Genomic DNA, 23193 nt, shown 5'->3' on the forward strand with positions numbered 1-23193 from the left:
TGGCCCAGCATGTCTGTGACGGTTGCAAATTAATTTCCTCCGCCTCCTTATTGCTGCTTCTGCAGGTAGCGCAGCCGACACCCGCCGCCCTGGTAGAGCCGAAGGCGGTGAACTCGACTGTGGCGACACTGAGTGGCGCCTCGCAGCCATAGAGTCCACCGCCTCCCCTCATTGGGAGGCGAGAGGATCCAGTGATGGACGAACACCAATGAAATAAACAAGGCGCCTCCAGAGGCGCCTTGTTCGGTACTCAGGTCATTCACGCGGTGCCGAACTTCCCGGCAATTGTTCGAAGTCTTCATCTGGCTCAAGGTAGTGGATTAATCCAGCCCCAGCCATTCTGACTATCACACCGGAACGCAAATAGCTCCACTGTTCTTGTGGAAAGAGCGTGGTGTACTCATTCGTGTCGATAGAGCATACAACAACTCCTACGCGCCCCCCCCCTAATGCCACATGATCGCCTAGCCTGACTTCTTTCCCATCTGCATATTTCATTACGCGCCGCCTCCCTTTCTCACAGAGGCACTGCCCCGGGTGGCGGCGGCGGCTCTGTCACGCCAATCGCAGACCAAAAGCACTGACAGTTATTGGGATTCTGGTTCATTCGATACAGGTGTACGTGATCACCCGGGAAAGGGTAATGGGGTTTGCTTGGGGGAACTTTATCAAGGCGGTAACCAATCGTGCCCACTTGGGGCGAACACGGTGGGCAGGAGTTATCAGCCTTATTGCACATTTTTCCGCCAAGCCAATTGCCGACGGCACCGCCCGCAACAGCACCACCTGCAGCACCTGCAGAACCACCAGACTCTCCTCCAGCAACGCCACATCCAACAGTACCTACACCAGGCGCAACCAGCGTGCATGCAGCACCACCACCCACTGCGCCGCCCGCCCCGCCAAGCACTCCTCCTAGAACTCCACCACATGTGGCCCCAGCGGCCGCCCACGCGGCTTGGCATGTCTGTCCCGACGAAGCTAGGCCCAATGGATCGATCGAGCCCAACGGATCTCCATCTACGTAGGCGTAAATGTTCTCCCCTCCCTCTTCCCCAATCGGATCGCGACTGAGCCAGCGGCCTACGGCTGGATCATAAGCACGGTACTGCGTCAGAAACAGACTTGATCCTTGGTCATGCAGCATACCTGCATACCCGTAGTCGGGATGTATACCCCTTGCCCGTGTTGTGACGCCATACGCACCGTACTTGGCAGTGCCCAGCATTTTGCCGTTGGCGTCCGTCGCACCAACCACACTGCCTAATTGGTCGCGCACGTAGTACAGCGCCTGCACCCCATGGATTTCACCCTGGTCGAAGTAGTCCGCCATCACCACGTCGTTGCTATCACGCACCTGGCAAACCGCCGACCCACACCACAGATAGCGAGCCTGCGTGCTGGCAGCGCCGTTCTGGTGGGTGATCATCAAGCGCCGGCCCCAGCCGTCGTAACCGTAACGGGTGACTTCACCGGTTGCGGTATTGGTCTGGCTGACCAGCCTACCAGCCGCGTCCCATGTGTACTGATGTACGCCATCACTGATCAGATTGCCATCCGCATCGTACTGCCATGACATGCCGTTGACCGTGCTGAGCTGGTTCAGCGCGTTGGCAGAGGCCGTGAGGGAGAACGAGGCACCCGCCGCCTTCAGCAGATTGCCGGCCGCGTCGTAGTCGAAGCGGCTGGCATCCCGATCGTCACCGCGCACATCCGTGAGTCGGTATGCCGCATCGTAGCGATACCGCTCGCTGTCACCACGACCATCTTCGTTGTTCCCGTCATCGCGACCGTCATGGCCCCATCCGTCGCGATCGTGACCGTAGTCGTGCTGCAAATCGTTCGCTACCGCCTGTTCCGCATCAATGGTATCGGCCCGATCGTCGTGATTGCCGTCACCATCGTGATCCCTCCCTTCGCGCAGCCGCGGCCACTCAAGTTTGGCGGCTGTCAGCAGATGCTCGGGACTGTGAGCATATTCCTGCAAGGCCTCCAGGCGCCGCCCCTTGACGTCCAGGTACATCAGACGATGCAGTTGCCGGTCACCACGGTTGGACTCGTACTCCATGTTCAACGCAAGGCCGGGCTGGCCGGAGGGCGTCATCAGCACCCGCCACGTCAGCTGGTCGGTGTCGCCGAGGTAGCTGTATTGGAAGTTGCCAAGCGGGTTGGTTTCTTCGCTCAACCGACCCAACGCATCGTAGGTATCGCTCACCGTCACGTCCGTGGTGCGGTGAATGACCCTGCCCAACGCATCGTAGGCATACTGCGCGCTGTCATTCGCACTGAACGGCCCCGTCTCCTGTGCCAGTTTGAGGGCGCCAGGTTGACCGGCTGGCACATAGCTGAAGCCGGTGTTACCCAAGCCGTCCGTCATGCCAGTCAGGCGGGAATAGTAGGGATCGTAGCGGTAGGATGCCGCCGCCGTGGGGTTCACGGCATGCAGGTACTGCACTCCAGTAAGCAGGTCAGCCAGGTCATAGCTGTACGCCATGGTCTGCCCCAACGCATCAGTCTGGCTAATCAGACGGCCAACACCGTCATATGCGTACGTCGAGCCCTTGCCATCGGCATAGGTCTTGGCGGTCACCCGGCCTTCAAGGTCACGCGTCCACGTGGTGACGTTCCCGTTCGGATCGGTCATCGTGTGGCGCTTGCCGTTGGCGTAGTAGGTGCACTGCGTGACGTGGCCCAGCGGGTCGGTGACCGCGATGAGGTTGCGTACGGCGTCGTAGCCGTAGTGGGTGGTGTTGCCCTGGCGGTCAGTGACGGCCACGAGGTCTAGGCGGTTCCACGTGTACCGGGTGGAGGTGTGGTCGGGATAGCTGACGGATACTACGCGATTGAGCGCGTCGTACTGGAACTGGCGCGTGTAGCCCGCAGCATCAGTGCTGGTGGCGACGCGGCCTTCGGCATCGTAGGTGTACCGCTGCGACACATGCCCGAGCGCGTCGATGACGGCCAACAAGTAGCCGTTGCTGTCGTACTGGTAGCGCGTCATGTTGCCCAGAGGGTCGGTGGCCGAGGTGCGTTGGCCGCGGGCGTTGTAAGTGTAGGTGGTGGTACCGCCCGCCGCATCGGTCGTGGTTAGCGGCTGATGCTGGCCGTTGTAGGTGGCGCTCGCCAGCGTATCGAAACCGCTCGCGGTCTTCTGCTGCACCTGGATCTGGTCAACGCCGTTGGGTGCGTACGTATAGGTGGTTTCGCGGCCATCGGGGTCGATCTTGGACGTGACCTTGCCGTACGCGTTGTAGGTGTAGTGAGTGACCTGACTGCTGCCGTCATCCAGCACCCGACCCACGTCACTGGGCAGGTTCAGCGTGCCGGGATAGTACGGCCCCGGCTGGCCGGCATAGTCGTACCAGATCATGCCTTCCAGCGGATACTTGACGTTCTCCAGCACGCGCGAGGTGTAGTAGCAGCACGGATAGGCGTGCAGGAAGTGCTTCATGCGCGCTTTGCTGTAGTCGCAGCTGGTCGTGCCATTGCTCACCGTGCAGGCCGCCGCGAACGCATTCTTGTCCCAGTAATACGAGTCGCGGTAGTTGAGGTAGGCATTGAAGGTATTCATGCCGCTCGGCGCCTGCGACACGCTGAAAGGTGCACCGGGCGCACCGGGCATGTATTCGGTGCGCTCGGTATGCCCGGCGGGATCGGTCGCCTGGATCGACAACTCCGTGGCATTGCCGTTGGCGCCTTCGGTGTGTGCGAAGGTGGTGGTGCCGTAGGGCGTTGTCATCGCCTGCACGAACAGGGCGCTGTCGTAGGTGAAGGTGGAGGTCATGCCGATCGCGTCGGTGATCGACACTAGACGCCCTTGACTGTCGTAGGCCAGGGTTGCGTGGCGACCGAACGGATCGGCAATGCCGGTGACGAGCAGGGGCGCGGTGCTGTTGCCGTAGGTGAAGGTGGTCTGCTGGCCGATCGCGTCGGTCACTGTGACTAGGCGATGCTGGTTGTCGTAACTTAGCGTGAGGGCATTGCCCTGCGCATCGACGATCCGGGTGAGGAGCACCTTGCGCGGGTAGGTAGTCGCGCCGTCCGGCATGGCGAAGACGTCCTTGCTGCCATCGGCGTAGCGCAGTTCGTAGCTGACCGGGTTGCTGGAGGTCATGACCAACACCGCGCCGTTGTCCGGTTCGGGCGAAAACGCACCGGTGGTTGCGTTGTATCCACTGTAGGGCCAGCCGCCGCCGCCCGAGACATAGCGCAGCACCTGACTGCCTGGGTTGCTCGGATCATCCTGGATCCAGCTGATCCAGTTGAGCGTCCACTTCTGCCCGACGCTGAAGGTATCGAACACTACCGGCTGGTCGGCTTCGCGCTCGTTGTAGGCAATCGTGGTCTCCACCGTCGGTCCCAGCGGCGGGGTGTAGCCAATCGGTGTATCGCGGATGTTGAGGCCAGCGAGCAGCGATTTGAAGGAGTACACCGGCATGCCATGGGCAGACCCGCAGCTATTGCTGTCGGCGCTGTCGCACGGCGCGTTGGCATTGGGATCGTTGGCCTGTGTGACGCCAGCCCACGCTTGCATCGTGGTAATGACCAGGATCATCGTTAAAAGTAGCTTGCTCAGCGTCTTCATAAGGTTCTCTCTATCCATGCGAGCGACGTTCGGTGAACCAACGCCGTTGAATCAGTGAAGGGGGAGAAGCGAAATCGGATCGATGCGTGTGCTGGGAGAAACAGGCCGCCCCGAGGTGGTGCTGACCTGCTGGCCGTCGGTGTGACGAAACGCACCTTGCCGGTAGCGCGCCAAACAGGCGCCATCGCCTTTCTGGCAAAGCACTGCCACGCAACCGGTCAGATCGTGGAAGAGCGTGAGGTCGTCGGCACTGCCGGTGGCGGCTTCGTCGTGCGCGGCGTCGTGCGGGGCGTAACGCACCAGATCGCCCACGTGATACGGCGCGGCGGTGAATTCGGTGCGCAGCATGAAGAGCGTTAACGACTGGTTGGTTGTTCCCTTGGGCACGTTGATCGTCACCATCTGCACATCGTGCAGGTAGGGTGTTATCGAAACGGGCAGGCTTTTCCAGTAGCCGTGCGACTTGGCCCAGTGGAAAACCTGGTTCATGTCCGCCGGCGTGCCCACGCTCGCGAGCCGGCCAATGACCAGGTGAGGATAAGCGCCGTCGACGAGCAGGCCACAACGATCAGCACTGCAAATGGGCTGCAAAGGTTTGCCATCCGCCGCGCGTGCAGCGCGGTTGAGCAAAAGCAACAAGGTGAGCGCCAGACCTGTGGTCACCTTGCGCCAATGGCGTCCACAAACCTCAAGACCTGTAGTCTTGACCGGGCTACGGAACGATTTCATGCCCCTTGTCTTCCCTGACATCAGCGACTCCCCAGGCCCTGATTCGATGATGTCGCCATGAGCCGCATCGCGGCAGGCGATCACACGCACTATCTCTTCGCCTGCGCATAGACGTCAACAAGCAAGATCTTGCGCCGAGATGAACTGTCCTGCTATCGTCTCATCGACCTCAGTGCCTCATCGGCAACGCCATAGGCGACGCCACAAGCCCTCGTCCGTAGCCCCGCCGCACCGCACAGATACACGGCACTGAATCTGTCGCGGCCTAAGGTAGATCTGCTGCACACCCCAGCCCATCGCCAGCATCATGGCCATGACGCCGACGAGACGAAGCAGCAAAACCGGTACGGGCAGCGGCGAATGCGAGGCCAGGTACCATGCCTCAAGCAATTCGAATCCCAGGAAGCCCATGACGATACGGCCGAACAAGGCCAAGCCGCGCAGGGATGCCGCAAAGTGCACGCTTTCGCTGCCAAAACGAAGCGAGTGTGTAAACAGTAGCAGGCGTATTTCCCGATCCGTGAGGTCGGCTTCATGCTTCAGACGGATCAGGTTTTGCCGATCCAGTTGAGGCCGATCACATCGGAAGCGCGTACGGAAGGCCCGTTCTTCTTCCTGTGCCAAGCGGTCACGAGCCTCCAGCGAGAGCACCTCCGCATCCGCCGCGCCTTCGCGGACGGCATCCACCAACTCGGACTTCAATTGGTTCCACTTGATGTCGTGCTCTTTCATGGACGAACTACTCCTGGGAAAAAGAATGACGGAACGGTACGAGTGCCCATCTTGCTCGGGTCGTTCGTTCATCGGCGCACCGCGATGGCGAGTAGTTCCTTCACCTGTCCCGGCTCCACACGCCCCTTCTCGGTACTCAGAGCATAGGCAGCCTTCAGTATCCGCAAACGCATGGCTGGCTTGAGCTTCTTGCTCAATGTGGCTAGCTCGGTATCAACGCATCGGATGATCTGATCGACGAGCGCGAAGTCCATCGTGCGCGTGGCCGCTTTGATCGGCTGTTCACCGGGACCAGCCAGTAGCCAGACCGGATCGATACCGTAGGTCTCGTACAAGGCACGAAACAACGCGACCGGCATCTCACGTTCGCCGCGCTCGTAGTTGGCATACGCACGCAGTGACAATCCCAGGGTATCGGCGAAGGCGCCTTGGCTCAGGCCGGTGCTGGCCCGCACAGCTACCAGTCGTTGACCCATAGCAGCGTTTTGTTCTGGCGTTGCAATGCTACTCATATATGCCTATATTGAGTCTCATACATGCCGTAGAGGGTAACGACTTGCGCCACGAAAGGAAACGCCATGAACGGATCAAGGCACGCCTGCGGCAGGCGGGCAGTTCATTGGCGCAAGTGGCGAGAGAACTCGGCGTGCAGCCGACGACTGTCACCTCGGTGAGCCAAGGATATCGGCGCTCGCAGCGTATAGAGGCACAGATCGCGACCACGCTCTCGACGACACCCGATCAGCTCTGGCCGGATCGCTACCCGGTGCTCCAGCGCGCCGCCCCGCCTTCGCCCACAGGAAACGCCTCGCCCGGAACCGCCATCGGTTAACCCACCCCGAACCGCGAGCGCAAAAAGGGCCAGCGTCTGCAAACGCCAGCCCTTTGAGATTGCCATTGTCGAGTGACCACCGACGTACGCATTCTCATGCGCCCCCGCCGATCCTGTCAACCGCGCCGCCCTGAACGGCGGCGCGACGGACGGCAGCGCTCGCCCGATCCCCTCCGCATGAGAATTTGACATGGTTCTGAAGAGCTTATGCCGGCTATTGCTGATCACCGACCTGTCCAACCGCAAGGTCGGACAGATCTGCCATGTGCACCATCACACCGCCGGCCGCTACCGCGACCGCCTGCGAGAAGAAGGGCTGACCTGGGAACGTGTGAGCGAACTTTCCGAAGAAGCGCTCGATGCGCGCCTCAACAACGGCCGTGAGCGGATACGAAAGAAGTTCGTGGAACCGGACTGGTCTCACGTCCATCAGGAGCTTTCCCGCCCCGGGGTGACGATCACGCTGCTGTATGAGGAATACGCCTCCTCACTCGACACCGAGCCCATGTCCGATCGGGAATTCCGGCGACGCCACGACCGCTACAAGCGCACGCTCGGCGTGGTCATGCGCCAGGTGCGACGCCCGGGCGAAGAACTCTTCGTCGACTACTCGGGCAAGCGCCCCTCGATCACAAATCCCGACACCGGCGTGAAGACGCCGGCGGAATTGTGGGTCGGCGTCCTGGGCTCCAGCCGCAAGACCTTTGCCTATTGCACGGCGACGCAGCAGTTGCCCGACTGGATCGATGCGCATGTGCACGCGTTGGCGTTCTTCAGTGCCGTCCCGCTCTACCTCGTCCCCGATAACCTCAAGTCCGCCGTGGTCAGCATCTCCCGCAAGGATGGCCACTACATCAACCCCACCTACCAGGCCTTTGCCGACCACTACAACCTGACGGTGATGCCCACCCGCGCGCGCAAGCCGCGGGACAAGGCGGCCGTCGAAGGTGGTGTTCGCCTGGCCCAGATGTGGATCCTTGCGCGGCTGCGGAACCGCACGTTCTTTTCGCTCCCCGAACTCAACCAGGCAATCGACGAGCTGTTGGTACGCCTCAACAGCAAAGGAATGCGCACGCGTGGCGGCATGAGCCGAAACGAGTTGTTCGAGGAGCTGGATCGGCCAGCGATGCGCGCGCTGCCGGTGCAGCCCTACGAGTATGCCGAGTGGAAGATTGGCGTCACGGTTCCGCAGGATTACTGCGTCGTCTGGGAGCGCAACTACTACTCAGTGCCTTTCAGCCTGGTGGCGCGCAAGGTCAATCTGCGGGTCACGACGACCACGGTCGAGGCGTATCACCGCGGGCAGTTGGTGGCCACGCATCGCCGTTCGTTCGGTGTCGATGGCGTGTTCATCAAGAAGGAGCACCAACCGCCTGCGCACCGGCTGTACGGTGAAGAGCAGATGGCAGAGCTCGTCGCCTGGGCGGAAACCGTCGGGCCGTCTGTCCACCAGTTCATGCAGCAACACCAGCAAGCCCATTCCGCTGCCGCCTCGATGCAGGCCTTCCGCGGGCTCAAACGGCTGGCCCGAGACTTCGGCACGGAACGGCTCGACCGAGCCTGCGCGCGGGCCCTGCGCATGCGCGCGATCACCATCACCTCCGTCCGCTCGATGTTGTCGCGCGGCATCGAGAACACACCGCTGCAAGACGACGCGGCGGCCAACGACCCCATCGCACCGCACCAGAACGTGCGCGGCGCCACCGACTACGAATAGGGGATACCTCATGTCACACCTGCAAACCATCGAGCAACTGCGCGACTTGCACCTCGCCGGCATGGCCGAGGCGTTCGCCCACCAGATGAGCGATACCGTGTTCGCCAGCGTGGCTTTCGAGCAGCGCGTACAAATGCTGGTCGAGGCCGAAAAAGCGCAACGTGACAACCAACGCTATCAGCGCCTTCTGAAGAACGCCAAGCTCAAGGTCATCGCCGCACCCGAGGAGATCGACTATCGGCCGGGGCGTGGTTTGGACAAAGCCGTGATGGCGGATCTGCTGACCGGCTTCTGGATCGGCGCACACCGGAATGTGCTCATCACCGGCGCCACCGGCACTGGCAAGACTTGGCTCGGCTGCGCCCTCGGCGTCCAGGCCGCGCGCTTGGGTTTCACGGTTGCGTACCGCCGAACCGCCCGGCTGCTGGAAGAGATGGCCATCGGGCACGAGGACGGAACCATCGCGCGACAGCGCAACCAGCTCAGCAAGGCGCAACTGCTGATCCTCGACGACTTCGGGTTGACCGCGCTGACGAATCGCGGGCGCTCGGATCTGCTCGAAGTGCTGGATGATCGGGTGGGCAGCGGCGCCACCATCATCCTGGGTCAAATGCCCGTCAAGGATTGGCACTCCTACATAAACGATCCAGCAATGGCCGACGCGATCCTCGATCGGCTCGTCCACAGCAGCGTTAAGCTGGATCTGAAGGGCGAATCCATGCGGCGGGTGAAAAACCGCAGCGGTCAGTAGACTGCCTGCGCCGGGCAGCGAGGTGCCGGCGGTGGATAGTCTGTTGGCGAAGCTGGATAGCGCCGCAGGCGACGGTGGTCAGCTGGGTTGCCGGCCGCGGTCAATCGCTGTGGCAAAGGTGGTTAACCGGCTGGCGTTTTGCAGTCACACTGTCCGCGCCGACGGGCTCGGCAACGATCAACCCGTACGCCACGATCCAGGTGGATCTGCAGCCTTCCGGAAACTGACCATGCCGATGCTCGACACTCCCGCCGTTCCCCTGATCCTAGACGCCATGCTCGGTAGCCAGCCGGTGTCGCTCGGTCTGCGGTTCCGCCAGGCATTGCGCGACGTCGCGGAGAATCAGGGCGATCCGCTGGCTCTCCTTCGGCGTTCCTACCAGCGCCTGGGCTATCCGGGGGACGACCGGGTCAAGCGCATGGAGCTCATGCTGTGGCCGGTCGCGGCGATGGTCACTGGCTTCAGGTGCGAACGGGAGTTCCCGGAGGCCTCACCGAAATTCAGTGACTTCCACATTGCACTGGAGGCCATGGCCGTCTACTCGGTCCACCTCCTGCGCGACGTGGTGCAGTTTGTGGAATCCGCCCATCGCGGCAACATGAGGGCGTTGTACCAGGCGGAGGAGGTCGTAAAGGCCGTGAACGCGGCCCTGGCCACCCGGCCGGTCGAGGTTCTGGAGAGCCTCCTCGAGGCGGCATGGAAGGAACGCAGCGCACTTCCCTACGCGTCCTCTCGCGTGCTGCTGTCAAATACGCCGGAGCAATTCTCGTGGTCCGCTGGCCATGACGTGTTCACCGCATCTGCTCGTGGACTCGCGTGGTATCGGTATGGCGTGATCTGGCTGGGCCAGGGCCATTTGTGTGGCGGACTGCCGTGCCTCGACTACGAGGAACGCGCCGCGTTACGGGCGAGAACGGGGGATGTGGTGGACACCACTGGTGCGTGGCAGGGCCGCGGCAAAGGGGCGCCGCAGGACGTGGCGCCGATGCGTGAGCGAACGGGCGGGGATCCCGGATGACGGATCGACCACTTCGCACGGATGCCGAGGCCGAGGCCGACTGGCAGGCGGACTACGCACGGCTTCGAGAGGGTACGCCGACGCGCTGGGGCCGCTGGATTTCTGGCCAGCTCGTCTTCGTCGCCCCATGGGTGGCGCGCTTGTACGGAGGTGTGTTCCTGTGGTTGGGGTGGGTCGTTGTCGGTCGGGACCTGCTCCACGTTCCGTTCTATGCGAGGCAGTACATCCTCAGCCGGCTGTGGGCTCGGGTGAGCCACGGGCATCCGCTAGCGGCCATCGGGATTGTGCTGTGCACGGGCGCGATGACCCTGCTGGTACAGATTGCCGGATCGAGCCTTCTGAGCCTGGTCATCGGCTTCGGCTCGTTAGGCCTCATGGTGTGGGCGAATCTCCCTCGGCGAGAACTCGAGGCAGACGACGGTGCCAGCGAGGTGATCGGTCGCAATGGCGTCCGCGCCGGCATTATGTGGAGCATCAAGCAAAAGATCGACCGCATGACGCCCGGTAACCGGCGTCGACTGCAGCGGATGGGCTGGAAGGATTCGGGGCTGGAATAGGCGGATGCGACCCACACCTTGAATTGTGCGGAAGCGGGCGCACCACCGGCTCGCTGAGCCGTTGCCATGCAGAGCGCAGCCGGCGTCGAACAGGACCATTAGGGGGTGCGACCACTCCGAGAAAAGGGGCTCCAAACAGGCCAGTTTCGAGCTCGGGCGTTCTGACCCGGTGACTAGACTTTGGCCATGGAACCCAACTCGCCGCACACCGTCTGCCCCCGGAATCCGCCGCCGTTGCCACCTGACGGCGACGGGGACGCGGTCATGCCACCCAGTCCGGATGGCCTCCTTAACGATCCAGCCGTTTCGTATTGGCTCAAGGACGTGTTGCGCTCGGCGTTGGCGCGCGATCCAGTAGATGCGGCCAGGGATGCAGAGTTGCTGGCTGCGGTGCTCGCCGAGCGCGAACGCGTGGTGCTCGCGCAGGGGGGTGTGCAGTGACTATCCAGCGCGGCGACACGCCGGCGTATCGCGCTGCCATGGCCGATCCGGGGCGTTCCGGCTGGTTCCGTTATTGGCTAATGCTGGCCTGGGAGCGGCGGCCGCGAGAACGGGCCCTAAAGGACGCACAGGCGCTCCAACGCGCGCTCGACCCGGGTACGCCCATGTTCAACGTCCGTGGCCTTCTGCGAGACGACGACGAGTCGTACTGGCTCTGCAACGCCTTCCGGAGTGCCGTGCGGCATTCGCCGCCCGACGCACATGCGGAGGCAGGGCTCATCGTCACACTGTTGCGCGACCGGCTCGACGGCACTTCCTCCCCAACCCCAGACGACACCGATCGGGTAGCCGCATGAAGCGCATCATTCTCCATCTGGCATTCCTGCTCCTGGTCGTGGCGGCATCGCCAGCGCCAGCGCAGGATCTCCTTGACCCATCTCAGGCATTCCAGATTAGCGCAGTGCGCGAGTCGCCGGGCCGCGTGGTACTCACGTGGTCGATCGCACCCGGCTACGCCATTTATCGCGACCGGGTGAAGGTCGCGGCCAGCGATGCCCAAGTGCGCATCGGGGCGCTGTCTTTGCCCGCCGGCTACATCGCCGATGATCCGAGCCTCGGCCTTGGTGCGGTGTATGAGGGCCGCTTCGTCATGAGCGTGCCCTACACCGTCGCCGATGGCGCGACGAGCCCAGCACTCAAGGTCGAGGTCGGGGGGTGCCACCACACCGACCCCCTCGTGTGCTTCCCGCCCTACGACGTCACGGTACCCATCCGGCAGTTCGCTAGCGTCACCCACTGAGCTTCCGCGCACTAACACGCCATAGCCCTCGCACGGAGACGGACATGCTGCAGGCCTTTGCCTCTTTCATCGTCGCGCACGGGACGTGGTCGGGCGCGCTGATCGCGCTGGTCGCGTTCGTCGAAGGTCTCGCCCTGGTAGGAACATTCATGCCGGGCAGTACGATCCTGATCGCGGTCGGTGCGGCTAGCTCGCACGCTCTGGGCATGCTGGTGCCGCTAATCCTGTGCGCGGCCGTCGGCGCCATCGCTGGCGACACGTTGTCCTACCGGTGGGGCCGAACCCGCGGGCAGCAGTTCCTCGCGCGCCCAGCCCTCATGCGCCACGGGGCCTGGATCGATCGCACCAAACGCCTGGTGCGCTGGCGCGGCGAGGTCGGCGTACTGATCGGCAGGTTGTGCCCACCGATGCGATCAGTCATGCCGCTGGTTGCGGGCATGAGTGGCCTGCATGTCGGCAGGTTTGTCGTTGCGGACATTGCTGCATCGGCGCTGTGGTCCGCATCGCATCTAGGGGGAGGGGCCTATGCCATCCACCTCCTTAATTCCCTTTGATCTCACTGGAGCTCCGCGTCATGGATTCGAAAAGCGATGTCGCTGCAACGACGAAGGAAGTGGCCACCACCCGCGTCGTAGATGCAGCAAACAAGGGCGAGGCTTGGGCGCAGGCACATGGGAAATCAATCCGTCTCGTCACGTGGCTGATTCTTGCCGGCTTGGCCGTCCTCTGGTTCGTGAAGCACCACTGAAGCTGCGCCCAAGGAATTCGCCATGCACACGCGCCTCCTATACGTGGCCATCATGGCCGCCACCACCGTCCTGTTCACCGGGTGCAACTCCCACACGCCTCCGGGCTCCGCGCGCGCGCGCGCTTCCGGTGGCGCGCCAGACCTCACGAGGAAGGGCCTGTGGGAGTACGCCGGCAAGGTGAACGTCGCAATCGAGGGCAAGCCGATTGCGTCCCTGCCTCGACAGTGGCAGCTCTGCCTGGAGACGGACGGCGAGCCCCCTATGATCAAGCCGGAGGGCCAGGCCATTACGAAATGCACGGCGCCGGTGGCGAAACCGACCGCGACGGGATACCACGCGACAATGTCCTGCGTGACGACCGACGACGGCACTGACCACGCACTGAGCGAGTCCCTGGACGTGACCACAGGGAAGGACGGGCGGACGGTCACGCTGGACGGAAACATCAGCACCACGCTGAGTGACGACGCAACGCGCCCGCAGCCCATGACCATGCAGATCACCGCTTCTGGGCACTGGGCAGGCGAGTGCCGATAGCAGAGGTTCCGCACGCTGTACGAGCGAATTAGGTTGATGCGATCAATAGGGGCTGCGCGTTGACGCGGGCTGTACTGAGGTGAACGGAGTCAAACGATGAACATCGTCAACATCTACGCGACGCCCATGACGGCAGCAAGTATCGCAGCTGCACGCGTAGCTGCCGGTGCGGGAGGATCGCTTGAGGACTCTGTGGCTTTCAAGGTCTTCCTCTACTGCCCGATCCCGTTGCTCGACATGGTTGCTGGCGCGGCCACACTGGCCGTTCAGAGCATCTTTACCAACGATCCGCAGGCGGATCTGCGCGACGTGCCTGGCGCGGTGGATCGTGACTGGAGGGGATCGGAGGCCACCGCCAAGTACGTCGCGGCCGTTCGGGAACAGGGCCGGCACCTCATCGCCCTCGAGGTAGCGTCGCTGGAGCGACACCTGACCCTCGTCGATGGCGCGCCAAAGGCGACGGCCTACCTTGCCGGCCTCGCAGGCGAAGCGATCAGAAAAGCATGCGTTGAACATGCAGCTCTGTCCGCGCTGGAGTGACCGGCGTCATTCCATACCTGGATTGCTGACTGTGCCCTGCAGCGTTCGAATGGACGGTAGACCGCAAGGGCAGGCGGATGAAGACGCGGCTCTAAGGAGACAAAGGAAATGACCAACGCAAACGAAGATGGCGCCGAGGGCTCACGAAACAAGGTAATGATGCCGGTAGCCGCCGTTGTGCAGGCGTATGCCAATGCGGTCTGGATCGAAAGCGACATAACTGGCAATCGCCACGTGATGATGCAGAGCGAGGCCCCAGGAGCGCAGCCGCACTGTTTCTGCACCCTCCGCTACGAGCACCACTACACGGATAACTCCCATCTCGAACAAGTCGCGGAGCGCATCGCCTCGATGCTTGGCGCAACCAGCCCTATTGAGCGGCGGTTCCGCGATGTTCCGACTACGCTGCCGGCGGTCGCGCATGTGGTGAGGGAACTACCGGCGCAAGAGCCACGTGTGGAGAGCGGCGCTGTCCGGTTCGGTGGAGATTGGCCAGGCACCTTCATCCGCGGCGACTCCGCCGGCTACTACGCGATGACTCTGCACGCGATATTGCAACGGTCGGCGGGGAATGGCGGCGCTACGCCGGACGCCATCGCGCGGATCCAGCTCCGTGGGCTATATGACTTGCTGCGAGGGTGCGTGGTAGGGCCGGCAAGCGCACTCCTTCCCAGAGATACGGAGTGATGTCCCCCAAGCCGAAGCAGCCCGGTGCCGAAGCCGTTGCACGGCTCAGTAGGCGCCTATTGATCGGCATCGCCGTTATGGCATTGCCGGCGGCGTTGTGCATCACGCTGAAGCTGGGCGTGATGCCCTATGGCTCTGGCTATGCTGAGCATGTCGTCCTTGACGAGGAAGCTTGCAGTGAACTGCGTAATGCCAGATTGCCGGATGGTACGAAACCGCCGGAGCAAGCATTTCCGTGTGCCTTCACGGGGTACCTCTACCCAACGCAGGTCGAAGGGCTGCTGGTTGTGGATGGACTCAGCGAGAACATCAAAGGGAAATGCTTGACCCTTGCGGCCAATATCATCGATACCAAGCGCAGCTACACGGACAATGACTACCCTCGCCAGTTGGACATGCCACCTCGCGTGCTTAAAGCATGCAAGGGCAAACTCCCATAGTTACCTGGCGCCCGTCGGCATCTCCTACGCCTGGAAAAGTGCATGTGGCATGTCGCCTCTGAGGGCTGGCGATTCGGTTGAATAATCGCTTCGGCGAGTGACCGCCTAGCGGGTCTGTGTAGGGTGACCACCGAGCTAATACGCCGCTGCGAAGCGATGGGACAGGCAGGCTCATGCACACCGAAAGGATCGAGCGCGGCCACACGTTCGTCCGCACTCGTCGGCCCGAGCCCGAGAGATTCCAGACCTGAGGATCTCGCCGCTGGTGCTAAGCTCTGGCGCATGTGCGGCCGCTTTGTCCAGCTTCCTCTGCGCTTTCCCGGCGACCTGTCGGCGCCGCACTTGGCCAGCGAGCTAGCGAACCTCATGCCGCGGTACAACCTGGCGCCCACCCAGCGCGCGGCGGTCATCCTCGACAACGACGATCAGCTCGCGGTCCGCCGGCTGCGGTGGGGTCTCCTTCCGTTCTGGGTGAAGGATCTCAAGCAGTCCTACTCGACGTTCAACGCACGCATCGAGACGGTGGCCACGAAGCCCGCATTCCGAGCGGCGTTCAAGGCGCGCCGGTGCATCATCCCCATGGCCGGCTATTACGAGTGGCGTCAGGTGGGCAAGGTGAAGCAGCCCTATTTCATCGCGAGGGCAGACGGGCACGATCTGTTCGTGGCCGGGCTATGGGAGCCGCGGCACCCACTCCAGGATGACGACGAAGCGGGATCTTGCACGGTCATCACCACGGTGTCCGATGGCGAAGCTGCAACGATCCACGACCGTATGCCGGTGTTCATCCCGGCCGACCTGGTGGAGGAATACCTGCGCGCGACGCCGGACGAGGCGATGGCCCTGATGATGGCGGCCCCTGTGCCGGATCTGATGGTGCGGCCGGTCTCCCGCAGGGTCAATGCGGCGCGGGACGACGATCCGGGGCTGCTCGAGCCGTTCAGGCCGCCAGAAGAGTAGGCTGTGTCAGCGCGTGCTGATCGACTTTTCGTGTCCGCAGTGGCGGCAGCTTCCGCGTCGTCGTGAGGATGCGTGCGGCGAGGTCTTGCCCCTCAAAATTTACCCATTGATGGATCCAGCCTGACGATCGCGCCACACACGCTTGACCTGGCTAGGGCTGCACCCGGCAAGCCGCGCCGTGTCTGCGATGCTTCGCCCCGACAAACGCAGCGCGACGATTCGTTCATGCATTCCGACATTGGGCCTCCGTCCCTCGTAGCGGCCGTTCTGCTTGGCCGACTCGATGCCCTGGCGTTGTCGATCACGGCGGGTCTCGTACTCGTCACGTGCCATCTGCAGCGCGAGCTTCAGGAGCAAGTCCTGGACAGCCTCCGGCACGGTCTTGGACACGCCCTGGCTTTCGCTAGCCAGCTCGGCGAGGTCCACGACGCCGGGCACAGCCATGCGCGCCCCTTTGGCCCGGATGCTGGCCACCAGCTGCTCGGCCTCCGGTAGGGGGAGGCGGCTGATGCGATCCATCTTTTCCGCGATCACCACATCACCGGGCTGAAGATCATCGACCAGGCGACGTAGGGCAGGGCGTTCGGCGCGGGCTCTAGAAGCTTTCTCCCGGTAGACCCCGGCCACGTAGTATCCCTCGGCCTTGGCGGCCTCAACGATCGCTTCCTGACGCTCCAGATCCTGCGCCTCGGAGCTGACGCGCAGGTAGACGCGGGCGACCTTGGGACGCAGGCCCGGATTGAGCGGCATCGGCTGGGTGCCCGAATCGAGAGGATCAAGCATCCTGTGCCACCGTCCATCGCAACGCGCCGTCGTAGTCGTTGCCGCCCTGGGCCTCGAATACCTGCCCAGCCACGTCGACGGCGAGCACGCCCGGGCAAACCGTCCCCGGCTCGGTAAGCACCCGCTTCCAGCCGAAGGCGCGGCCGAGATAAATCAGGACGTAGCCCTCGGTGGACTCGTCGCCCTTGTTGGATGCGCGATACTGCGCAGCCAAGTCCTGGGTGTTCATGCCGCACCACCCTTCAACCAGCGCTCCGCTTCCTCCTCGGCCTGATACCTGGCTTCCTCGGTCGCGTCCTGGTCGGCGGGGTCGGCAGGGAACACGCCACCGCCGACTTCCTCGCCGTCGACAAGAAACCGCACCTTCCAGCCACCGCCCAGCTCGGCCGGTCGGGCCACCACTTCGTAGGTGCGTTCCGGCCAGATGACACGATCGAACCAGTTCGTCGCGTGCATGCGCTCGTCGCTGCCGTTGCTGTCGGCCGTCTCGGCCAGATCGGCCATGAAAGCGGCCAGCACCTGGGCCGGGGTCAGACCGTGACCGCGACAAAGCGCGATGAACTGGGCCGGGAGCGGAAGGGTGAGGGTCTGCGGGGTTTCCATGTGCATCGCCTTGATTGGTTATTTTAAGTATATCCAAATGCGCCTAGCTCATGAGCTAAGGTCCGTAGAAAAATTCCATCGGGGGATGGGTAGCTGGTTTTGCAGTCCTGACCGGACGCGAGTAGTCTGGACGTTCGTCCAAGCTGAACGAAAGTCATGTGCGCCGCCGCCTATCGCCGTCCCGTGCCCTTCAAGGAGTCCGCCCCCGCTGTGGAGGCCACCCTGCGAGAGCACTACGTGAAGCACGGCGTGATGCCGAGCCTGAGCGAGCTCCAGGCGGAGCTGAAGTCCAACAAGATCACCACCAGCAAGAGTTCGCTGGCCTGCGTGATCGACCTGCTGGTGGACGCCGGCCTCGTGCTGCGCGGCCACGCCGGACGGCTCATGCCCGGCGAAAACTTCGCCGGCTTCCCGATCGGCCGCCCGGTGCCCGCCGGCTCGCCCGATACCGGCGACCTCCCCGTCGAGCGTCGCTCGATCGACAGGTGGCTCGCTCCGCACCCGGCCGTGACGGGTCTGGTGCCGATCCGCGGTGAATCGATGATCGACGCTGGCCTTCTCAATGGGGATACCGCCGTCTTCGAGGATCGCCGCGACGCTAAGCCGGGCGACATCGTCTATGCCTTGATCGACGAGGAGGAGACGATCAAGTTCCTCGCCAGCGACGCGAACGGACTTTACCTCGAGCCCGGCAACTCCGATCCGCAGTATCAGCCGATGAGACCGGAGCGCTCACTGGAGATCCTGGGTGTCGTGATCGGCAGCTTCGGCCGGCGCGGCCGCGCGGCGACGGGTCGGTGAGGGGGATTTGCCGCCATGCTCGCCCTGCCAACCTGGGAAGGTGCCTTCCGCGCCGCTGGCGTCCGCCGCGCCGGCGAGACCGCGGCGCAGCTGCCGGGCACGGTCGCAAGCGGACATCCCGCTCTGGATGATGTATTGCCAGGCGGCGGCTGGCCGCGCGGCGCGCTGGTGGAGCTGCAGCTGGGCACCCCCGGCATCGGGGAGATCCGCCTGCTCGCCGGCGCGCTGACCGCCGCCGAGCGCGGCGGACGCGTCGCGTTCGTCGATCCGCCGGCCGAGCCGGTGCTCTCGGCGCTGCAGCAGCTGGGCCACCACGCCCCTGCGATCACCGTGGCGCACGCCCGTGACCCGCGTAATCGCCGCTGGGCGGCCGAGCAGCTCCTGCGGAGCGGCGCCTTCGCTGCGGTGTTGGCCTGGTGGCCCGATCCACTGGATGACCGCACCAGCCGGCGGCTCGCCCTCGCGCTGGCCACCGGCGCCGGCCTGGGATTTGTGTTCGGCCCGCCGGCGGCGATCGCCAACAGTGCAGCCCTACGGCTGGGCCTGCGTGGCGCCGGGCCTGCAGCTCTCTACGTCGACGTGCTCAAGAGGCGCGGCCCACCGGTACCACCGGTGCGGGTCGCGTGGACGTGATGCTGTGGCTGGCCTGCCATTTCCCTTTGCTTGCCCTTGAAGTGCCGCCCACTGCGCTCGGCCCCACGCCGCCGCCGGGAACGCGCCATCGCCCCACCTGGCTCCTGCCTTCGCCGCAGCCATGGCGAGGCAGACCGGGTGACCTCCTGGCCGGGCCCGAGCGCGTAGAGTCGGGCTGGTGGGATGCCGACGCCCGGCGCGACTACTACATCGCGCGTGGCGGCGCCGGCGAGACGTTGTGGGTCTACCAGGACCTGCGCACAGCCGCCTGGTTCGTCCATGGCTGGTTTGGGTAGCGCCGCGGTGGGCGCGCGGTCACTCCGGCCCCTGCATCGGCGGGAAGAGCACGGTGTTCCTTGCCGGAGAATAGCGAGCGCCCTGGCGTATCGCGGCACTGAGTTGTTCCGCCTTCCAGCCTTCGTGCACCAGGCGTTGGACGATGTCTGGCGTGATACTCACGGCGTCTTCCTGGCCGAACACCTGGGCGATCGTCTCCTCTGCCGGCTGCGCAGGCAGCAGGAATTCCCGCAGCGCGTCGACCGGGTAGCCGGCGATCGCGCGGTGGCCGATCGCTGGATGCTCGAGGTCGACCTCGAAGAAGGCGCCTCGCAGCGCGTAGCTACCTTCCCAGAGGATCTGCAACTGGCCTGGGAGGTCGCGGATCGTGGGGGACTGCCGCTGGCCCTGCCACATCAGGCAGCAAGCCTGGTGCTCGACCGGATCCAGGAGCCACGCGTCGCCGATGCCGGTCGAGAACACGAGGAAAGGCTGGGTACGCGACGTGTCCGGTCCGGTGCCGACAATGGCAGCCTCGCCGCGCCGCTCAAGGTTGAGGATGTGCTCGATAGTCGCTTGAAGCGTCCGCTCGCTGGCGACGCCTTCGGTCTCGCGCAGACACAACGTGACGTGGTGCCAGTGCTCGTACCCGGCGGTGCGCGCGACACGGTTCAGCAGGTCGGCATGCTTGCCGCCGCCGTTGCGCTGCAGGCGCTTGGCTTGCTTCTTGAGGGCTTCGACCTTCGCGGTCGTGGTTGGGATGAAACGCATGACGCTGACTCCTCGCTGGAGGCGAACGCCCGGTGCTCACAGCCAAGATTCGCCTGCAGAGGGGAATCAGGAAATAGGAAGTGGAAGCCATCCCGTGAGGGTCTGCCATCGGTGAGCAGCGGGCGCTGGCCGGCGCCTCAGCTGATCCTAGCACGCGTCGCGGCCCGGCACGAAAACGGTGGGTCGTGATGTACGCCGAACTGCATTGCGTTTCCAATCTCTCTTTCCTGCGCGGAGTCGCCAGCGCGCGCACGCTGTTCGAGCGAGCGGCTGCGTTGGGATACCGGGCACTGGCGATCACCGACGTGTGCAGCCTGGCGGGCATCGTCCGCGCACTGGAGGCGTCGCGCGCCACCGGCGTGCCGTTGATCGTCGGTAGCGAGCTCGAGCTGGAAGACGGCGCGCGCCTGGTGCTGTTGGCCAGCGACCGCACCGGCTACACGAACCTCTGCCGGATCATCACCGCGGCGCGCGGCCGCGCCGCGAAGGGAAGCTACGAGGCACGCTGGGAGGACGCAGTCGGGAACCACGAAGGGCTGCTCGCCCTACTATGCGGCGCCGACCACCATGGCCACGTTCCCGCCGGCGCGGCGGCGCGGGCGGATCGTGTGGCGCATGCCTTTCCCGGCCGTGCCTGGCTCGCCGTCGAGTTGCACCGTGGCGATCGTGATGTGGAAACGCTGGCGGCCTTGCGCGCGATCGGCGACGCCACCGGCCTGCCGCTGGTCGCCACCGGTGACGTGCACATGGCCACGCGCAGCCAGCGCGCCCTGCAGGACACCGTGACGGCGATCCGGCACGGCGAGCCGGTCGCGCGTATCGCTGATCGCCTGTTCCCGAACGGCGAGCGCCACCTGCGCGCGCCAGCGGATCTCGCTGCGCTGTACCCACCCGCGCTGATCGCCGAGACGCTGCGCATCGCCGCGCGCTGCGAGCTGGATCTTGGCACGCTGGGATGCCGGCCACCGCTGGACAGCGTGCCTGTCGGCGTGACGCCGGCGGCATGGCTGCGCGCGCTGGTGACCGAGGGCGCGGCGCGGCGCTGGCCCAAAGGCGTACCGGCGCCGCAGGCGGCCCAGATCGACCACGAACTCGCACTGATCGCCGAGCTTGGCTACGAAGCCTTCTTTCTCACGGTCCACGACATCGTCGCCTTTGCACGCTCGCGCCAGATCCTCTGCCAAGGTCGCGGCTCGGCCGCGAACTCCGTCGTCTGCTACGCGCTGGGCATCACCGAGGTCGACCCCGGACGCGGACACCTGCTGTTCGAGCGCTTCCTGTCCCGGGAGCGCGCCGAGCCGCCGGATATCGACGTGGACTTCGAACATGAACGCAGGGAGGAGGTCATCCAGTTCGTGTACTCGCGCTACGGCCGCGACCGCGCGGCGCTGACCGCGGCGATCACCACGTACCGACCGCGCAGCGCGGTGCGCGACGTGGGCCGTGCACTCGACCTCGATCCGGATCTGATCGACCGGCTGGCGCGCGCCATGGACGGATGGGGCGACGCCGCGTCGGTGCCGGCGCGCCTGGCTGAGACCGGTGTCGACGTCGACACTCCGACGATGCGCCGCCTGCTGGTGCTGGCCATGCAGTTGGTCGGCACGCCTCGGCACCTCTCGCAGCATGTGGGCGGGTTCGTCATCAGCGCCGCGCCGCTCGCCGAGCTGGTGCCAGTCGAGCCCGCAACGATGGAGGGGCGCACCGTCATCCAGTGGGACAAGAACGATCTCGAGACGATGGGGCTGCTCAAGGTCGACATCCTGGCACTGGGCATGCTTTCCGCCCTGCGCCGGACGTTCGGCCTCATCCAGCACCACCACGGGGTGTCGCTGTCGATGGCCGACATCCCGGCCGAAGACCCGGCGACGTACGCCATGCTCAGGCGTGCCGACACGGTAGGCGTGTTCCAGGTGGAGAGCAGGGCGCAGATGGCGATGCTGCCGCGCCTGCGGCCGAAGTGCTTCTACGACCTGGTGGTGCAGACCGCGATCATCCGGCCCGGCCCGATCCAGGGAGGGATGGTGCATCCCTATCTGCGCCGGCGGCAGGGCAGGGAGGTGGCCAGCTACCCGTCGCCCGAGGTGCGCAGCGTGCTGGAGCGCACCCTGGGTGTGCCGATCTTCCAGGAGCAGGTGATGCAGCTGGCCGTGGTCGCCGCCGGCTTCACGGCGGGCGAGGCCGACCAGTTGCGCCGGTCGATGGGCGCGTGGGAGCGCCACGGCACGCTGGAGCATTTCCGCACGCGGCTGCTCACTGGTATGACCGAGCGCGGATACACGGAGGCCTTCGCGGTGCAGGTGTTCGAGATGATCCGAGGCTTTGGAGCCTACGGATTCCCGGAGTCGCACGCGGCGAGTTTCGCCCTCATCGCCTACGCGTCCGCCTACCTCAAGGCGCACTACCCGAGCGCTTTCCTCGCCGCGTTGCTGAACGCTCAGCCGATGGGGTTCTACACCACAGATCAGCTCGGCCAGGACGCGCGGCGCCACGGCATCGCGATCCGCCCACCGGATGTGCTCGTCAGTGGATGGGAGACGCAACTGGAGGGAGCAGGGCCGCGCGCCGCCATCCGGCTTGGCCTGCGCGAAATCTCCGGCTTTCGCGCCGAGAGTGCCGTACGTCTCCTGCAGGCGCGTCGAGAGGCACCTTTCCGCGACGTCTCCGACCTCGCACGCCGCGCGGCGCTGGATCAGCGGGATCTGCCGCTGCTCGCCGACGCCGGCGCACTCGAGGGGCTCGCAGGGCACCGCCACGTCGCGCGCTGGGTCGCCAGCGGCATCGAGGCGACGTTGCCGCTGTTCGGCAGTACGACCGAGGCGGCGCCGGCGCTGCGCACGCCGACCGCAGCCGACAATCTCTGGGCGGACTATGCAGCGATGGGTCTCGCACCTGCAGGGCACCCAATGGCGCTCCGGCGCCCACGGCTGGCCAGCGAAGGATGGCTCACCCTTGCGCAGGCCGGCGCGGCCCGGCACCGTCAGCGCGTGAGGGTCGCCGGCGTGATTGGAATGCGCCAATCGCCGCCGGCTGCGGGTGGGGTGACCTTCCTCACTCTCGAGGACGAGACGGCCTGGCTCAATGTGGTGCTATGGCCAGACGTCGCGGAGCGGTACCGAGTGCTCCTGAGAACTGTTGCGGAGGTTCGGATTGACGGGCGGATCGAACGTGCCGATGGTGCCGTGCACCTCATTGCGGCAGTGGTTCAATCCGCGCCGCCATAGCTTCAGACCTGGCCCTCACCGGACTGGG

28 protein-coding genes are annotated in these 23193 nt (G+C 64.6%); 19 read left to right on the top strand and 9 right to left on the bottom strand.

Annotated elements, in window-relative coordinates; genetic code table 11:
- Window positions 1-255: 255 nt before the first annotated feature.
- From AC3WQA_RS00855 to AC3WQA_RS00875, 5 genes are all read right to left on the bottom strand, one after another.
- On the bottom strand, window positions 256-498 hold the full coding sequence (locus AC3WQA_RS00855; protein WP_492673254.1) for a hypothetical protein: 243 nt from the start codon (window positions 496-498) through the stop codon (window positions 256-258).
- Window positions 499-517: 19 nt separating this feature from the next.
- Complete coding sequence (locus tag AC3WQA_RS00860) at window positions 518-4585, bottom strand: RHS repeat-associated core domain-containing protein (protein ID WP_492673253.1); 4068 nt, start codon at window positions 4583-4585, stop codon at window positions 518-520.
- A 51-nt stretch (window positions 4586-4636) separates the two neighbouring features.
- Window positions 4637-5314, bottom strand: a complete 678-nt coding sequence (locus tag AC3WQA_RS00865; RefSeq protein ID WP_492673252.1) for a hypothetical protein — start codon at window positions 5312-5314, stop codon at window positions 4637-4639.
- A gap of 177 nt (window positions 5315-5491) precedes the next feature.
- Window positions 5492-6046, bottom strand: coding sequence for a hypothetical protein (locus AC3WQA_RS00870; protein ID WP_492673251.1), 555 nt, complete (start codon window positions 6044-6046; stop codon window positions 5492-5494).
- 68 nt (window positions 6047-6114) lie between these two features.
- Complete coding sequence (locus AC3WQA_RS00875) at window positions 6115-6522, bottom strand: helix-turn-helix domain-containing protein (protein WP_492673250.1); 408 nt, start codon at window positions 6520-6522, stop codon at window positions 6115-6117.
- 38 nt (window positions 6523-6560) lie between these two features.
- Here AC3WQA_RS00875 and AC3WQA_RS00880 point away from each other — a divergent pair, with 38 nt between their 5' ends.
- From AC3WQA_RS00880 to AC3WQA_RS00950, 15 genes are all read left to right on the top strand, one after another.
- Window positions 6561-6878 (top strand): helix-turn-helix domain-containing protein, encoded by a 318-nt coding sequence (locus AC3WQA_RS00880; protein WP_492673249.1) that lies wholly within the window; start codon window positions 6561-6563, stop codon window positions 6876-6878.
- A 190-nt stretch (window positions 6879-7068) separates the two neighbouring features.
- A complete protein-coding gene (istA, locus tag AC3WQA_RS00885; protein ID WP_492673248.1) occupies window positions 7069-8595 on the top strand; it encodes an IS21 family transposase in 1527 nt (508 codons plus the stop codon).
- Between the two features lie 10 nt (window positions 8596-8605).
- Window positions 8606-9346: an IS21-like element helper ATPase IstB gene (istB, locus tag AC3WQA_RS00890; protein WP_492673247.1), complete on the top strand. Its 741-nt coding sequence runs from the start codon at window positions 8606-8608 to the stop codon at window positions 9344-9346.
- A 229-nt stretch (window positions 9347-9575) separates the two neighbouring features.
- Complete coding sequence (locus tag AC3WQA_RS00895) at window positions 9576-10364, top strand: hypothetical protein (RefSeq protein ID WP_369488064.1); 789 nt, start codon at window positions 9576-9578, stop codon at window positions 10362-10364.
- Complete coding sequence (locus AC3WQA_RS00900) at window positions 10361-10921, top strand: hypothetical protein (protein WP_369488066.1); 561 nt, start codon at window positions 10361-10363, stop codon at window positions 10919-10921. The genes AC3WQA_RS00895 and AC3WQA_RS00900 overlap by 4 nt, the downstream gene beginning before the upstream one ends.
- A gap of 186 nt (window positions 10922-11107) precedes the next feature.
- Window positions 11108-11362, top strand: coding sequence for a hypothetical protein (locus tag AC3WQA_RS00905; RefSeq protein WP_369488068.1), 255 nt, complete (start codon window positions 11108-11110; stop codon window positions 11360-11362).
- The gene (locus tag AC3WQA_RS00910) at window positions 11359-11718 is read left to right on the top strand and encodes a hypothetical protein (RefSeq protein ID WP_369488069.1); all 360 of its coding nucleotides are present in this window, start codon (window positions 11359-11361) and stop codon (window positions 11716-11718) included. Before AC3WQA_RS00905 ends, AC3WQA_RS00910 begins: the two co-directional genes overlap by 4 nt.
- Window positions 11715-12161 (top strand): protein-disulfide reductase DsbD N-terminal domain-containing protein, encoded by a 447-nt coding sequence (locus AC3WQA_RS00915; protein WP_369488071.1) that lies wholly within the window; start codon window positions 11715-11717, stop codon window positions 12159-12161. Before AC3WQA_RS00910 ends, AC3WQA_RS00915 begins: the two co-directional genes overlap by 4 nt.
- A 44-nt stretch (window positions 12162-12205) precedes the next feature.
- Window positions 12206-12715, top strand: coding sequence for a DedA family protein (locus tag AC3WQA_RS00920; RefSeq protein ID WP_369488072.1), 510 nt, complete (start codon window positions 12206-12208; stop codon window positions 12713-12715).
- Between the two features lie 20 nt (window positions 12716-12735).
- Entirely contained in the window at window positions 12736-12909 is a 174-nt protein-coding gene (locus AC3WQA_RS00925; RefSeq protein ID WP_369488074.1) for a hypothetical protein, read from the top strand.
- Between the two features lie 22 nt (window positions 12910-12931).
- Window positions 12932-13447, top strand: a complete 516-nt coding sequence (locus AC3WQA_RS00930; protein WP_369488076.1) for a DUF3617 domain-containing protein — start codon at window positions 12932-12934, stop codon at window positions 13445-13447.
- A gap of 96 nt (window positions 13448-13543) precedes the next feature.
- Window positions 13544-13987 carry a hypothetical protein gene (locus AC3WQA_RS00935; protein WP_369488078.1) on the top strand — a complete coding sequence of 148 codons (444 nt, stop codon included), beginning with the start codon at window positions 13544-13546 and terminating at the stop codon, window positions 13985-13987.
- Window positions 13988-14095: 108 nt separating this feature from the next.
- Window positions 14096-14674 (top strand): hypothetical protein, encoded by a 579-nt coding sequence (locus AC3WQA_RS00940; protein ID WP_369488079.1) that lies wholly within the window; start codon window positions 14096-14098, stop codon window positions 14672-14674.
- Window positions 14674-15114, top strand: coding sequence for a hypothetical protein (locus AC3WQA_RS00945; RefSeq protein ID WP_369488080.1), 441 nt, complete (start codon window positions 14674-14676; stop codon window positions 15112-15114). Before AC3WQA_RS00940 ends, AC3WQA_RS00945 begins: the two co-directional genes overlap by 1 nt.
- Window positions 15115-15396: 282 nt before the next feature.
- On the top strand, window positions 15397-16074 hold the full coding sequence (locus tag AC3WQA_RS00950) for an SOS response-associated peptidase (protein ID WP_492673267.1): 678 nt from the start codon (window positions 15397-15399) through the stop codon (window positions 16072-16074).
- Window positions 16075-16173: 99 nt separating this feature from the next.
- Here the strand turns inward: AC3WQA_RS00950 and AC3WQA_RS00955 are convergent, their stop codons facing one another.
- From AC3WQA_RS00955 to AC3WQA_RS00965, 3 genes are read right to left on the bottom strand one after another with little or no spacing between them, the layout of a single operon-like run.
- The gene (locus tag AC3WQA_RS00955; protein ID WP_369488082.1) at window positions 16174-16857 is read right to left on the bottom strand and encodes a recombinase family protein; all 684 of its coding nucleotides are present in this window, start codon (window positions 16855-16857) and stop codon (window positions 16174-16176) included.
- Window positions 16850-17086: a hypothetical protein gene (locus tag AC3WQA_RS00960; RefSeq protein ID WP_369488083.1), complete on the bottom strand. Its 237-nt coding sequence runs from the start codon at window positions 17084-17086 to the stop codon at window positions 16850-16852. The genes AC3WQA_RS00955 and AC3WQA_RS00960 overlap by 8 nt, the downstream gene beginning before the upstream one ends.
- Window positions 17083-17460, bottom strand: coding sequence for a hypothetical protein (locus AC3WQA_RS00965; RefSeq protein WP_369488084.1), 378 nt, complete (start codon window positions 17458-17460; stop codon window positions 17083-17085). Before AC3WQA_RS00965 ends, AC3WQA_RS00960 begins: the two co-directional genes overlap by 4 nt.
- Before the next feature lie 156 nt (window positions 17461-17616).
- Between AC3WQA_RS00965 and AC3WQA_RS00970 the strand changes: the two genes are divergently transcribed.
- Genes AC3WQA_RS00970 through AC3WQA_RS00980 form a run of 3 tightly spaced genes read left to right on the top strand, consistent with a single transcriptional unit; the run spans window position 17617 to window position 19190 of the window.
- The gene (locus AC3WQA_RS00970; protein ID WP_369488085.1) at window positions 17617-18261 is read left to right on the top strand and encodes a LexA family protein; all 645 of its coding nucleotides are present in this window, start codon (window positions 17617-17619) and stop codon (window positions 18259-18261) included.
- Between the two features lie 15 nt (window positions 18262-18276).
- The gene (gene imuA, locus AC3WQA_RS00975) at window positions 18277-18894 is read left to right on the top strand and encodes a translesion DNA synthesis-associated protein ImuA (RefSeq protein WP_369488087.1); all 618 of its coding nucleotides are present in this window, start codon (window positions 18277-18279) and stop codon (window positions 18892-18894) included.
- Window positions 18885-19190, top strand: coding sequence for a hypothetical protein (locus tag AC3WQA_RS00980; RefSeq protein WP_492673268.1), 306 nt, complete (start codon window positions 18885-18887; stop codon window positions 19188-19190). The genes imuA and AC3WQA_RS00980 overlap by 10 nt, the downstream gene beginning before the upstream one ends.
- Before the next feature lie 19 nt (window positions 19191-19209).
- On the opposite strand, the gene AC3WQA_RS00985 is transcribed toward AC3WQA_RS00980, so the two are convergent.
- The gene (locus AC3WQA_RS00985; RefSeq protein WP_369488089.1) at window positions 19210-19941 is read right to left on the bottom strand and encodes a hypothetical protein; all 732 of its coding nucleotides are present in this window, start codon (window positions 19939-19941) and stop codon (window positions 19210-19212) included.
- A 188-nt stretch (window positions 19942-20129) separates the two neighbouring features.
- Here AC3WQA_RS00985 and AC3WQA_RS00990 point away from each other — a divergent pair, with 188 nt between their 5' ends.
- On the top strand, window positions 20130-23165 hold the full coding sequence (locus AC3WQA_RS00990; RefSeq protein WP_369488090.1) for an error-prone DNA polymerase: 3036 nt from the start codon (window positions 20130-20132) through the stop codon (window positions 23163-23165).
- Window positions 23166-23193 lie beyond the last annotated feature (28 nt).

Source organism: Rhodanobacter sp. FW106-PBR-R2A-2-24 (assembly GCF_058789615.1).

Bases quoted from the DNA above. Each gene is read 5' to 3' on its own strand.
- AC3WQA_RS00855 (WP_492673254.1), bottom strand. From the start codon at position 498: ATGAAATATGCAGATGGGAAAGAAGTCAGGCTAGGCGATCATGTGGCA.
- AC3WQA_RS00860 (WP_492673253.1), bottom strand. From the start codon at position 4,585: ATGAAGACGCTGAGCAAGCTACTTTTAACGATGATCCTGGTCATTACC.
- AC3WQA_RS00865 (WP_492673252.1), bottom strand. From the start codon at position 5,314: ATGAAATCGTTCCGTAGCCCGGTCAAGACTACAGGTCTTGAGGTTTGT.
- AC3WQA_RS00870 (WP_492673251.1), bottom strand. From the start codon at position 6,046: ATGAAAGAGCACGACATCAAGTGGAACCAATTGAAGTCCGAGTTGGTG.
- AC3WQA_RS00875 (WP_492673250.1), bottom strand. From the start codon at position 6,522: ATGGGTCAACGACTGGTAGCTGTGCGGGCCAGCACCGGCCTGAGCCAA.
- AC3WQA_RS00880 (WP_492673249.1), top strand. From the start codon at position 6,561: ATGCCTATATTGAGTCTCATACATGCCGTAGAGGGTAACGACTTGCGC.
- istA (WP_492673248.1), top strand. From the start codon at position 7,069: ATGGTTCTGAAGAGCTTATGCCGGCTATTGCTGATCACCGACCTGTCC.
- istB (WP_492673247.1), top strand. From the start codon at position 8,606: ATGTCACACCTGCAAACCATCGAGCAACTGCGCGACTTGCACCTCGCC.
- AC3WQA_RS00895 (WP_369488064.1), top strand. From the start codon at position 9,576: ATGCCGATGCTCGACACTCCCGCCGTTCCCCTGATCCTAGACGCCATG.
- AC3WQA_RS00900 (WP_369488066.1), top strand. From the start codon at position 10,361: ATGACGGATCGACCACTTCGCACGGATGCCGAGGCCGAGGCCGACTGG.
- AC3WQA_RS00905 (WP_369488068.1), top strand. From the start codon at position 11,108: ATGGAACCCAACTCGCCGCACACCGTCTGCCCCCGGAATCCGCCGCCG.
- AC3WQA_RS00915 (WP_369488071.1), top strand. From the start codon at position 11,715: ATGAAGCGCATCATTCTCCATCTGGCATTCCTGCTCCTGGTCGTGGCG.
- AC3WQA_RS00920 (WP_369488072.1), top strand. From the start codon at position 12,206: ATGCTGCAGGCCTTTGCCTCTTTCATCGTCGCGCACGGGACGTGGTCG.
- AC3WQA_RS00925 (WP_369488074.1), top strand. From the start codon at position 12,736: ATGGATTCGAAAAGCGATGTCGCTGCAACGACGAAGGAAGTGGCCACC.
- AC3WQA_RS00930 (WP_369488076.1), top strand. From the start codon at position 12,932: ATGCACACGCGCCTCCTATACGTGGCCATCATGGCCGCCACCACCGTC.
- AC3WQA_RS00935 (WP_369488078.1), top strand. From the start codon at position 13,544: ATGAACATCGTCAACATCTACGCGACGCCCATGACGGCAGCAAGTATC.
- AC3WQA_RS00940 (WP_369488079.1), top strand. From the start codon at position 14,096: ATGACCAACGCAAACGAAGATGGCGCCGAGGGCTCACGAAACAAGGTA.
- AC3WQA_RS00945 (WP_369488080.1), top strand. From the start codon at position 14,674: ATGTCCCCCAAGCCGAAGCAGCCCGGTGCCGAAGCCGTTGCACGGCTC.
- AC3WQA_RS00950 (WP_492673267.1), top strand. From the start codon at position 15,397: ATGTGCGGCCGCTTTGTCCAGCTTCCTCTGCGCTTTCCCGGCGACCTG.
- AC3WQA_RS00955 (WP_369488082.1), bottom strand. From the start codon at position 16,857: ATGCTTGATCCTCTCGATTCGGGCACCCAGCCGATGCCGCTCAATCCG.
- AC3WQA_RS00960 (WP_369488083.1), bottom strand. From the start codon at position 17,086: ATGAACACCCAGGACTTGGCTGCGCAGTATCGCGCATCCAACAAGGGC.
- AC3WQA_RS00965 (WP_369488084.1), bottom strand. From the start codon at position 17,460: ATGGAAACCCCGCAGACCCTCACCCTTCCGCTCCCGGCCCAGTTCATC.
- AC3WQA_RS00970 (WP_369488085.1), top strand. From the start codon at position 17,617: ATGTGCGCCGCCGCCTATCGCCGTCCCGTGCCCTTCAAGGAGTCCGCC.
- imuA (WP_369488087.1), top strand. From the start codon at position 18,277: ATGCTCGCCCTGCCAACCTGGGAAGGTGCCTTCCGCGCCGCTGGCGTC.
- AC3WQA_RS00985 (WP_369488089.1), bottom strand. From the start codon at position 19,941: ATGCGTTTCATCCCAACCACGACCGCGAAGGTCGAAGCCCTCAAGAAG.
- AC3WQA_RS00990 (WP_369488090.1), top strand. From the start codon at position 20,130: ATGTACGCCGAACTGCATTGCGTTTCCAATCTCTCTTTCCTGCGCGGA.